This window comes from Shimia aestuarii, from assembly GCF_022814865.1.
GTDB classification, from domain to species: Bacteria; Pseudomonadota; Alphaproteobacteria; order Rhodobacterales; family Rhodobacteraceae; genus Shimia; species Shimia aestuarii_A.
In genome coordinates, this window is record NZ_JAKVRD010000022.1 from 52,069 (window position 1) to 62,483 (window position 10,415).

Annotated in this window: 12 protein-coding genes; 11 read left to right on the plus strand and 1 reads right to left on the minus strand. The window is 59.8% G+C overall.

What is annotated here, in order from left to right:
• From MK745_RS16905 to MK745_RS16935, 7 genes are all read left to right on the plus strand, one after another.
• Entirely contained in the window at positions 1–333 is a 333-nt protein-coding gene (locus MK745_RS16905; protein ID WP_243614402.1) for an ArsR/SmtB family transcription factor, read from the plus strand.
• Between the two features lie 12 nt (positions 334–345).
• The gene (locus tag MK745_RS16910) at positions 346–861 is read left to right on the plus strand and encodes an arsenate reductase ArsC (protein WP_243614403.1); all 516 of its coding nucleotides are present in this window, start codon (positions 346–348) and stop codon (positions 859–861) included.
• A complete protein-coding gene (arsB, locus tag MK745_RS16915; RefSeq protein WP_243614404.1) occupies positions 858–1,907 on the plus strand; it encodes an ACR3 family arsenite efflux transporter in 1,050 nt (349 codons plus the stop codon). The genes MK745_RS16910 and arsB overlap by 4 nt, the downstream gene beginning before the upstream one ends.
• A gap of 12 nt (positions 1,908–1,919) precedes the next feature.
• Positions 1,920–2,930 (plus strand): ArsJ-associated glyceraldehyde-3-phosphate dehydrogenase, encoded by a 1,011-nt coding sequence (locus MK745_RS16920; protein WP_243614405.1) that lies wholly within the window; start codon positions 1,920–1,922, stop codon positions 2,928–2,930.
• Positions 2,931–2,943: 13 nt separating this feature from the next.
• Complete coding sequence (arsJ, locus tag MK745_RS16925; protein ID WP_243614406.1) at positions 2,944–4,212, plus strand: organoarsenical effux MFS transporter ArsJ; 1,269 nt, start codon at positions 2,944–2,946, stop codon at positions 4,210–4,212.
• Positions 4,213–4,244: 32 nt separating this feature from the next.
• Positions 4,245–6,044 carry a translation elongation factor 4 gene (lepA, locus tag MK745_RS16930; RefSeq protein WP_243614407.1) on the plus strand — a complete coding sequence of 600 codons (1,800 nt, stop codon included), beginning with the start codon at positions 4,245–4,247 and terminating at the stop codon, positions 6,042–6,044.
• A gap of 85 nt (positions 6,045–6,129) precedes the next feature.
• A complete protein-coding gene (locus MK745_RS16935) occupies positions 6,130–6,813 on the plus strand; it encodes a LicD family protein (RefSeq protein WP_243614408.1) in 684 nt (227 codons plus the stop codon).
• Between the two features lie 63 nt (positions 6,814–6,876).
• On the opposite strand, the gene MK745_RS16940 is transcribed toward MK745_RS16935, so the two are convergent.
• A complete protein-coding gene (locus MK745_RS16940) occupies positions 6,877–7,014 on the minus strand; it encodes an entericidin A/B family lipoprotein (RefSeq protein ID WP_243614409.1) in 138 nt (45 codons plus the stop codon).
• 220 nt (positions 7,015–7,234) lie between these two features.
• Between MK745_RS16940 and MK745_RS16945 the strand changes: the two genes are divergently transcribed.
• The 4 genes from MK745_RS16945 to MK745_RS16960 all read left to right on the plus strand — a co-directional run bounded on the left by MK745_RS16945 (position 7,235) and on the right by MK745_RS16960 (position 10,118).
• The gene (locus tag MK745_RS16945) at positions 7,235–7,627 is read left to right on the plus strand and encodes a rhodanese-like domain-containing protein (protein WP_243614410.1); all 393 of its coding nucleotides are present in this window, start codon (positions 7,235–7,237) and stop codon (positions 7,625–7,627) included.
• A gap of 223 nt (positions 7,628–7,850) precedes the next feature.
• A complete protein-coding gene (locus MK745_RS16950; protein WP_243614411.1) occupies positions 7,851–8,123 on the plus strand; it encodes an acyl carrier protein in 273 nt (90 codons plus the stop codon).
• Entirely contained in the window at positions 8,120–9,331 is a 1,212-nt protein-coding gene (locus MK745_RS16955) for a beta-ketoacyl-[acyl-carrier-protein] synthase family protein (protein ID WP_243614412.1), read from the plus strand. Before MK745_RS16950 ends, MK745_RS16955 begins: the two co-directional genes overlap by 4 nt.
• A 190-nt stretch (positions 9,332–9,521) precedes the next feature.
• The gene (locus MK745_RS16960) at positions 9,522–10,118 is read left to right on the plus strand and encodes a MaoC family dehydratase (protein ID WP_243614413.1); all 597 of its coding nucleotides are present in this window, start codon (positions 9,522–9,524) and stop codon (positions 10,116–10,118) included.
• Positions 10,119–10,415 lie beyond the last annotated feature (297 nt).

Here is a 10,415-nt window from a genome sequence, read left to right on the forward strand (position 1 = left end):
ATGGAAAAGAACGACGCCCTCGCAGCCTTCTCGGCCCTGAGCCAGCCCACACGCCTTGACGTGTTTCGCCTGCTGGTCGAAGTCGGTGAGGCAGGGATGAGTGCAGGTGACATCGCCACCGCCCTCGACGTGCGCCAGAACACGCTCTCGGCCAACCTCTCGGTGCTCCTGCATGCAGGGCTCGTGCGCAACCTGCGCGAAGGGCGCAGCATCCGCTATTTCGCCGATACCGACGGCCTGCGCGGCCTTCTGGGCTATCTCCTGCGCGACTGCTGTGGCGGGCGCCCCGAAATCTGTGACCCCCTCATCGAAGACATCGCCTGTAGCTGCTGAAAGGGCTTCAAGATGACTGACACGACCTACAATGTGCTTTTCCTCTGCACCGGAAACTCCGCCCGCTCCCTCATGGCCGAGGCCATCCTCGCGCGTGAGGCACCGGGCCGGTTCCGCGCCTTTTCCGCCGGGTCCAACCCGCGCGGCGCACCACACCCCTATACAATCGACCTCCTCAAAGGGTTGAACCACGACACAGGCTTTGCCCGCTCCAAGAGCTGGGATGAATTCGCGAGGCCCGACGCGCCGAAGATGGATTTCGTCTTTACCGTTTGTGACAAGGCTGCCGCGGAAACCTGCCCGGTCTGGCCCGGTCAACCGATGAACGCCCATTGGGGCGTGCCGGACCCGACACAGGCCATCGGCAGCGAGGCCGAAAAACGCGTCGCCTTTACCGAAACCTACCGGATGCTGCGCAATCGCATCTCGATCTTCACCAACCTGCCGCTGGACACGCTCGACCGTTTCGCCCTGCAAGAGCGTCTCGACGAGATCGGCAAGGACACGGCACTCTCGGAGGACGTATGAGCACTTCTGATCAGGTCGACGCCGGGCTCGGCACCTTTGAACGCCTCCTCTCCCTCTGGGTCGCCCTCGCCATCGCGGCGGGGCTGATCCTCGGGAGCCTGATCCCCGGCGTTTTCGCGACGCTGGCCGCGATGGAGGTCGCCTCGGTCAACCTTCCCGTGGCGGTGTTGATCTGGGCGATGGTCTACCCGATGATGGTCGGCGTCGATTTCGGTGCGCTCTCTCATATCGGGGAACGCCCCAAGGGCCTTGTCATCACGCTCGTCGTCAACTGGCTCATCAAGCCCTTTACCATGGCCGCGCTTGGCGTCCTGTTCTTCAACTATGTCTTTGCAGGCCTGATCCCGCCGGATGATGCGCAGGCCTATCTTGCCGGGGTGATCCTCCTTGGTGCCGCGCCTTGCACGGCGATGGTGTTCGTCTGGTCCAACCTGACGCGCGGCGATGCGACCTATACGCTCGTGCAGGTGAGCGTGAATGACGTGGTGATGGTCTTTGCCTTCGCCCCGATCGTCGCCTTTCTCTTGGGCGTAAGCGACATCACCGTGCCTTGGGAAACCCTGATCCTCTCGGTCGTCCTCTACGTGCTTTTGCCGCTCGCGGCAGGACTGCTGACGCGCCGTAGCCTCGTCAAACAGGGCGGGGAGGCCGCCGTGGACGCCTTCAAGGCCCGCGTAGCGCCCTTCTCGATCACCGGCCTTCTGGTGACCGTGGTTCTCCTCTTCGGGTTTCAGGGGCAGGTGATCCTCGACCGCCCGCTCGTGATCCTCTTGATCGCGATCCCGCTTTTGATCCAGTCTTATGGCATCTTCTTTGTCGCCTATGGCGCGGCGAAACTCTGGCGCGTGCCGTTTAATGTCGCCGCGCCCTGTGCTCTGATCGGCACATCGAACTTCTTTGAACTGGCGGTCGCCGTGGCGATCTCGCTGTTCGGCCTCGGCTCCGGGGCGGCATTGGCCACGGTGGTCGGCGTGCTCGTCGAAGTGCCCGTGATGCTCTCGCTTGTCGCCTTCGCCAACCGGACGCGCGGCTGGTTCCCGAATTAAAGGACGAACTCAATGACTAAAATCGCCATCAATGGCCTCGGCCGCATGGGCAAACTCGTGATCCGGAGCTTCTTTGACGTCGGCATCGACGCCGAGATCGTGCTTCTCAACGATGGGATGGGCGATGCTGAACTGCACGCGCATCTTCTCGAATTCGACACGGTGCATGGCCGCTGGCGCGCGGATTTCGCCCATGACGACGAAAGCATCACGATCGACGGCCAGAAGATGCGCTTCACCTCGACGCGCGACCTCTCGGAGCTGCCGCTGAAAGAGCTCGGCGTCGATCTCGTCGTGGATTGCACTGGCGCGTTCAAGACCAACGCAAAGCTTCAACCCTATTTCGATGCGGGTGTGAAAAAGGTCGTGGTGTCGGCCCCTGTGAAAGAGGACGATGTGGCCAATATCGTCTATGGCGTGAACCACGAGATTTACGACGCAGAGGCCCACAATGTCATCACCGCCGCCTCCTGCACCACCAACTGCATCGCGCCCATCGTCAAGGTGATCCGTGAAAAACTCGGCATCGAAGAGGCGTCCTTTACGACGATCCATGACGTGACCAATACTCAGGTCATCGTGGACCGCGCCCACAAGGATCCGCGCCGTGCCCGGTCTGCGCTCAATTCCCTGATCCCGACGACCACGGGTTCGGCCAAGGCCATCATTCAGATTTTCCCCGACCTTGAGGGCAAGATCGACGGCCATGCCGTGCGCGTGCCGCTTCTCAATGCCTCGCTGACCGATATCGTTTTCAACGTCTCGCGCGAAACAACGGCGGAAGAGGTCAATGCCATGCTCGAAGAGGCTGCGAATAGCGATCTTGACGGCATCCTTGGTTACGAGACGCGGCCGCTGGTCTCCTGCGACTATACCAATGACGACCGCTCGACGATTGTCGATGCGCTCTCGACCCGTGTGATTGGCGGCAAACACGTCAAGATTTACGCGTGGTATGACAATGAATGGGGCTATGCGTGGCGTCTTGCTGACGTGACCCGCATGGTCGTCGATACGCTCTGATCGGACTCTCGCCATGACCGCCGCACCGCACCGCCCCGAAGGGCTTGCCGCCTATATCACGGTGACCGCCGCCTATTGGGCCTTCATGCTCACCGACGGGGCGCTGCGGATGCTGGTCCTGCTGCATTTCCACACACTCGGTTTTTCGCCGGTGCAGCTCGCCTATCTCTTTATCCTCTACGAGGTGATGGGCGTGGTGACGAACCTCTCTGCAGGTTGGCTCGCGGCGCGGTTTGGACTGACCTCGACGCTCTATGCCGGGCTCGGGCTTCAGATCATTGCGCTCATTGCACTAGCGCAACTCGATCCCACATGGTCGCTCACCACCTCCGTTGTCTTCGTGATGGTCGTGCAAGGCCTCTCCGGCGTGGCTAAGGATCTCGCCAAGATGTCCGCCAAATCTGCCGTGAAACTCCTCGCACCCGAAGGCGAGGGGGGCTTGTTCAAATGGGTCGCTGTCCTGACTGGATCGAAGAACGCGGTGAAGGGGCTTGGCTTTCTTCTCGGTGCGGTGATCCTCGCGGTTTGGGGATTTCAGGCCTCGGTCTGGGTCATGGCTGCCGTACTTGCCGTCATCCTCGTCGGTGTCATCGCCTTCATGCCGCCGGGCCTGCCGCAGGGCAAGAAATCCGCCAAGTTCAGCCATGTCTTTTCCAAGGACCAGAACGTCAACCGGCTCTCGCTTGCCCGCATGTTCCTCTTTGGGGCGCGCGATGTGTGGTTCGTGGTCGGCATCCCGATCTATTTCTATGCCGTCCTCTCGGATGGCTCCGAGGAGGGCAACCGCGCCGCCTTCTTCATCATCGGTACTTTCATGGCCGCTTGGATCATCCTATATGGGTTTGTTCAGGGCCTCGCCCCGAAGCTCCTGAAGGCCAAGACCGCCACCACGCCCGAGATCACCCGCAAGGCGATCCTCTGGGTCGCCGTCCTGACGTTGATCCCGCTCGCGCTTGCCGCCGCCGTCTATGCCAATCTGCCCGGCCTGACACCGATCCTCGTCGCAGGGCTTCTCGTCTTCGGCTTTGTCTTTGCGGTGAATTCCTCGGTCCATTCCTACCTTATCCTCGCCTTCACCACGGGCGAGCGGGTGACGATGGATGTGGGGTTCTACTACATGTCCAACGCCGCAGGCCGCCTGATCGGCACGCTCTTGTCGGGGCTCTCCTACCAACTCGGCGGGCTTCCCCTCTGCCTCCTGACCGCCGCCCTCATGGCCGCGGCCTCGACATTGGCGGCAAACCGGCTCCGGTCCGTGACGGCAAACACGTATCCCGCTTGACCAAACCCTGATTTGCGCTCATATGCCGATCCATGACTGAGCTTTCGAAAATCCGCAACTTCTCCATCGTCGCCCATATCGACCACGGGAAATCGACCCTGGCCGACCGGCTCATCCAATCCACCAATACGGTGGCCGAGCGCGACATGAAGGATCAGCTTCTCGACGCGATGGATATTGAGCGTGAACGTGGCATCACGATCAAGGCCAATACCGTGCGCATCGATTATACCGCGCAAGATGGCGAGACCTATGTGCTCAACCTGATCGACACCCCCGGTCACGTCGACTTTGCCTATGAGGTCTCCCGCTCCATGCGCGCGGTCGAAGGCTCGCTGCTCGTCGTCGACTCGACCCAAGGCGTCGAAGCCCAGACCCTCGCCAACGTCTATCAGGCGATCGAGGCCGACCACGAGATCGTCCCCGTCCTCAACAAGATCGACCTCCCAGCCTCCGATTGTGACCGCGTCGCGGAACAGATCGAAGACGTGATTGGCATCGACGCCAGCGACGCGATTCAGGTTTCTGCCAAATCCGGCATTGGCATCGAAGACACGCTCGAAGCCATCGTCGCGCGCCTGCCCGCCCCGGAAGGGGAACGCGATGCTCCGCTCAAGGCGATGCTGGTGGATAGCTGGTATGACGCCTATCTCGGTGTTGTGGTCCTTGTGCGGATCATGGATGGCGTGCTCAAGAAGGGCGACCAAATCCGCATGATGCAGACCGGTGCCCGCTACGGCGTTGACCGGATCGGCGTTTTCCGCCCGGCCATGACCACAGTTGATGAGCTTGGCCCCGGCGAGATCGGCTTCCTGACCGCCTCGATCAAACAGGTCCGCGATACCAAGGTGGGCGACACGATCACCACCGACAAGAAAGGCTGCGAAACCCCGTTGCCGGGCTTTAAGCCCTCTGTGCCGGTGGTGTTCTGTGGTCTCTTCCCGGTCGATAGCGCGGAGTTCGAAGATCTGCGCTCCGCAATCGAGAAACTCGCGCTCAACGACGCGTCCTTCTCCTACGAAATGGAAACCTCTGCCGCGCTCGGCTTTGGCTTCCGCTGCGGCTTCCTCGGCCTCTTGCACCTCGAGGTGATCCGCGACCGGATCGAACGCGAATACGATATCGAACTGATCACCACCGCGCCGAGCGTGGTCTATCATATCTACATGAAAGACGGGGAGATGCTCGAGTTGCACAACCCCGCCGACATGCCCGATCCCTCGACCATCGACCACCTTGAAGAACCGCGCATCAAGGCGACGATCATGGTGCCGGATGAATTCCTTGGGGACGTGCTCAAACTCTGTCAGGACCGTCGCGGGATTCAGCTCGACCTGACCTACGCAGGCTCGCGCGCTATGGTGGTCTATGATCTGCCGCTGAACGAAGTGGTGTTCGATTTCTACGACCGTCTGAAATCCGTGACCAAGGGCTACGCCTCGTTTGATTATCAGATGGAAGGCTACCGCGAGGACAACCTCGTGAAGATGTCGATCCTCGTGAACGATGAACCCGTGGATGCGCTCTCGACCATGGTGCACCGCGACCGCGCCGAGATGCGGGGCCGTGCCATGTGCGAAAAGCTCAAGGATCTGATCCCGCGCCACATGTTCAAGATCCCGATCCAGGCGGCCATCGGCGGCAAGGTGATCGCGCGCGAAACCCTTTCGGCGCTCCGCAAGGACGTGACCGCCAAATGCTACGGCGGCGACGCGACCCGGAAACGCAAACTGCTCGACAAGCAGAAAGCCGGTAAGAAGAAGATGCGCCAGTTCGGCCGGGTGGACATCCCGCAAGAGGCGTTCATCTCTGCCTTGAAGATGGATGACTAGGGCAGCCCCCTTTCGGGAAAAGCTTCTACTGCTTTGGCGATGGGGTAGGCCTTGTCATCGCGAGTTCTACCAGACAGAGACCGAATTGGGGCTGGTCACTCCTTCAAGAAACGAAGCGGCAGCGCTCGATGCGCTGCACGACATCACTTCGGTTCTTACCGCACATCACGCCCTCCATCACGTCTGCGATGGCACCTTGCTTGGCATTGTGCGTGAAGGTGGCTTCATCGCTGATGACAACGATATCGATTTTCGGGTTGATCGTTCGGCCCTGACCGACGATCTGGTATTGGCCCTGCAAACTGCGGGATTTACCTTATTCAAACGCAGCTCTGTCAAAGGACATCTCGCGAGCATTGGCCTTGCCCGTGATGGCATTGCCGTTGATCTCTACGGCACAGATTTCTCTGCTGGTGCGGCTGTCTTTCATATCATCTACAAGGACGGCTACCTCACGTATCGCGTCCCCTTCCATGGGGTTGAAGAACGTGTGTTCAGAAACCTGTCTCTTTCCGTACCAAAGAGAGCCGAGGCAGATCTCATCGCATGCTACGGCGCGACGTGGCAAACGCCGATCTCCGCTTGGGATGGTGTATTCGATCATCGGGCCCTTCTGTGCTGTACAGGCGGGCTAAAGACCCTGTTTTCGGCCGCGTACAAATTTCAGGATGCAAGATCTCCCAATGGCAAACCCCTTAAGGGTTGGTCCGCCCTGCGCGGCGCTTTTCGGGCCATCTTCTGGTTGCGACTGCGCGCTCCAGAGACCTGACGCGGGGCAGATGAAAAAGGCGGGGACATGCCCCGCCTTGTTGCTGAACCTTGTGGCGTCACCTCAAAGGTCGTCCTGAACCTCTTCGGCGGTGTCGCTGATCGCGTCGCCGGCGTTCTCGAGGTCTTGACCGGCCCCTTTGGCCGTTTCGCAAGCGGCCAGCGTGACGAGGGCAAGTCCAATCACAAGACACTGTTTCATTGCGGTCTCCTTTCTGTTCGCGTCCTCCATGGCTAGGGCAGGGGGCGAACCGGCTGCAACCGACCGGCGCGGGATCGGCAAGAGTTTGCTTTTTCTGCGAGCAACCTGTGTCGAAAGGGGAGGCGGCACGCTCTGTCTTGCAGGTTTCATGTTCAGGTTCTTTTCAAACGGGGTCCGGCTGGCCTAGGCTCTGGTCAGACTGCAAACCGGAGGAACCTATATGCCCCAGTCACTCGCCGACATGCTCGAAGCCGCGCGTTCTGTTGTCCCCGCGATTTCTGTGCCCGAAGCACAGGCCAAGATTGAGGCGGGGGCGATGCTCTTGGATGTGCGCGATGCGCCCGAATTGCAGATGCATGGCCGTGCGCAGGGGGCGCATCACGTGCCGCGCGGCATGCTTGAGTTCCGCGCCGATGCGGCAAGCCCTTTTCACGATCCCGAGTTCCGCACCGATCGCCCGGTCGTTCTCTATTGTGCCTCTGGTGGGCGGGCCGTTCTGGCGGCGAAGCTTCTCAAGGACATGGGCTTTGCCGAGGTCTACAATCTCGGGGGCCTGAAAGACTGGGTCGAGGGCGGCGGACCCGCCTCTGCACCGGTGGACCGTGGTATGTAAGGTCATTCTGGTCCGTGTGAGCGGGCCAGAACCCGCACATACGCAATACCGACGTAATACCGACGTGATACATATGTGATTTTTTGCCGGGTATGGCTGCAAAAAGCGTGGGTGCGGTGAATTATTGCACAGGGCGCTTCTTGCTGGCATCTTGCGCAAAGCGCCCCTAAACTCGGGGCAACGCATGAAGACAAGGCCCCTGACCAGGGATGGAAGGCAGGATATGAGCACCGAAAAAACCGATATTTCCCAAGAGCTTCTTGAACTCGTCGCCCGTGAGGGCATGGTTGATATGTCCGAGATCTCCCCCGAAAGCCGGCTCGAGGATCTTGATATCCAATCGGCCGATTTCGTCATGATCCTGATGGCCTTGGAAGAGGAATACGGCGTCTACATCTCCGTCGACAACGAACTCACCGAAGTCCAAACCGTCCAAGACCTCCTCACCCTCGCCGAGACGAAAATTCGTGAAGGTCAGAAAGACGCCACCGCATGACACGCGTTGTGGTGACAGGGCTGGGGGCTGTTTCGGCCTGCGGTCTTGGTGCAGACCTTCTTTGGAAAGGCGTGGCCGAGGGGCAGAGCGGTGTCCGGCCCTTGTCGTTTGAGGCGTTGCCGAACCAGCGTGTTGGGACCGCTGCGCGGCTCTCGGATGAGGACAAGACGCGCGTGACCGAAAGCGAGGGGCACCGAATGCGTGATCCCGTTGCGCAATATGCCCTTGTCGCAGCGCGTGAGGCGATTGAACAGGCAGGCTTGGGGCCGAACGATTTCGGAGACGAATGCGGCGTCGTGATTGGGTCTGGCTTTGGTGGCGCCCAAACGCTTGACGATAACTACATCGCCTTTGGTGTGGACAAGAACATGCGGCTTGATCCAATGGCCGTACCGAAGATCATGAACAATGCGGCAGCTTCCTGGGTATCGATGGAAACCGGGGCAAGTGGCCCGATTTATAGCCCCTCAACCGCCTGTTCCTCCGCCAGCCAGAGCATTGGGCTTGCATATCAACTTATTAAGGCAGGCGCAGTGAAGCGCTGCCTTGCCGGGGGGGCTGAGGCCTGTCTGGTTGGAGGGGTTTTCCGTGTTTGGGAATTGCTCCGGGTCATGACGGCCGAGAAGAACCGCCCCTTTTCCAAGGACCGAAACGGCATGACCCTAGGGGAGGGCGCAGGGGTCGTGGTGCTCGAGAGCTTTGAAAGTGCGCAAGCGCGAGGTGCAACAATCATATGTGAGCTCGCCGGCTATGCGACCAACTCTGATGCAGGTGACTTGTTGCGCCCCAACCCGGATCGTGCGGCCGCTTGTATGAGCGCAGCCCTTGCAGACTCAGGGCTTGAAGCGCGCGACATCGGGTATGTGAACGCGCACGGAACCGGAACGGTTGCGAATGACGTGACCGAAACGACTGCATTGAAGACTGTCTTTGGAGATGAGCTTGCGGGGCTTGAGGTGTCTTCGACGAAACCGATTCATGGCCACACGCTCGGCGCCGCTGGTGCGATCGAAGCCATCGTTTCGATTCAAGCCCTCAAGAACCAGTTGGCTCCGCCAACCATCAACTTTAACGAGGTCGACCCGAAGATCGGGTTTGATCCGGTTGGGAATGAGGCCCGGCCACTTCGAACAAAGGCCGTTATGTCGAACTCGCTCGCCTTTGGCGGGGTAAATGCCTCTCTCGTGTTCAAGGCCTTTGATGGTTGAGGCGGAGTTTGCGACGGTCGTTTCGAAAGGCCTCGAGGCGCAAGACGTTGACGATCTTAGGGACCTGCTTGCAGCGGTGCTTCGGTTCAACAGCGAAGAGGGGGATGCGACTCCCCTTATCGCTCCTGCAATGCTTCTGGGTGCCTCGGGGCTTGACCCCGTGCGTAGACGCATGGTGCCACCTCCGGGCATGGCGGTGCTTCATGAGAGCCAAGTATTTCGTCGCGCTCGATGCCTGACGCCATCCCGCCCGTTGACCATTCGCGGAACAGAAGAAGAGCGCGGCGCAGCTAGAAGTTTCGCTTTCACCCTGGAAGACGAGCAGGGTGGTCTCGGACAAATGGAAACACGTCTTCGGTTTGTGACCCCAGATGTCATGGCCTCCCTTAAAGGGGCGGCATTTCGACAGGCAATGAATACGCCAGACATGGTGTGGAGAAAGACCGCACCAATCTCTTGCGATCGTGTCGAGCGCTATCTCACTCTGTCTCATGATCCGAATCCAATTCACAGAGATGATGTCGCGGCCCAAGCTGTTGGGTTGGCGCAAGCTGTGGTTCCCGGAATGCTGATCGCGGGACTTTGTGAGGTGGCGCTTAAATCTGTAGGGATAGATGCGGAGGAGATGCGGACGCGATATCTCGCCCCCCTACCGATTGGGGCTGCTCTGCGCCTTGGAGTACAGATCAAGGAACAGGGCCCAAAGGCGCGTGCGCGCATTTTTGCGATCGATACACAGGATCGGATCGTCGCGATTTCTGACGCGACTCGTGATTCCGGGTACTAGGCGACTCGTTTGACCGATTTTCGAGGACCGATTCCGGGGATTCTGCCCCGATTCAGTTCCAAATCAGCGAAGTTTCATAGGAAGTCAGTCATCTACGTCAGAGTGACTGCCCATTCCACAGGCAGAGTCGTGTGCCAAACACCTTGTTTTCATGCCTTTGTCGATTTTTTTGACGAAATTGCGAAAAAGGGGTTGCGGGTGTTTGGTGTTATCCGTAAATACCCCCTCACCGGCGGCGCTGAGGCGCACAACGGGACGCCAGACGGGGCGACGGACTGAGGTTCGGGAGTTTCGGAA

Excerpts from the sequence above, each read along its gene's own strand:
- MK745_RS16905 (WP_243614402.1), top strand. The coding sequence starts at position 1 with ATGGAAAAGAACGACGCCCTCGCAGCCTTCTCGGCCCTGAGCCAGCCC.
- MK745_RS16910 (WP_243614403.1), top strand. The coding sequence starts at position 346 with ATGACTGACACGACCTACAATGTGCTTTTCCTCTGCACCGGAAACTCC.
- arsB (WP_243614404.1), top strand. The coding sequence starts at position 858 with ATGAGCACTTCTGATCAGGTCGACGCCGGGCTCGGCACCTTTGAACGC.
- MK745_RS16920 (WP_243614405.1), top strand. The coding sequence starts at position 1,920 with ATGACTAAAATCGCCATCAATGGCCTCGGCCGCATGGGCAAACTCGTG.
- arsJ (WP_243614406.1), top strand. The coding sequence starts at position 2,944 with ATGACCGCCGCACCGCACCGCCCCGAAGGGCTTGCCGCCTATATCACG.
- lepA (WP_243614407.1), top strand. The coding sequence starts at position 4,245 with ATGACTGAGCTTTCGAAAATCCGCAACTTCTCCATCGTCGCCCATATC.
- MK745_RS16940 (WP_243614409.1), bottom strand. The coding sequence starts at position 7,014 with ATGAAACAGTGTCTTGTGATTGGACTTGCCCTCGTCACGCTGGCCGCT.
- MK745_RS16945 (WP_243614410.1), top strand. The coding sequence starts at position 7,235 with ATGCCCCAGTCACTCGCCGACATGCTCGAAGCCGCGCGTTCTGTTGTC.
- MK745_RS16950 (WP_243614411.1), top strand. The coding sequence starts at position 7,851 with ATGAGCACCGAAAAAACCGATATTTCCCAAGAGCTTCTTGAACTCGTC.
- MK745_RS16955 (WP_243614412.1), top strand. The coding sequence starts at position 8,120 with ATGACACGCGTTGTGGTGACAGGGCTGGGGGCTGTTTCGGCCTGCGGT.
- MK745_RS16960 (WP_243614413.1), top strand. The coding sequence starts at position 9,522 with ATGGCGGTGCTTCATGAGAGCCAAGTATTTCGTCGCGCTCGATGCCTG.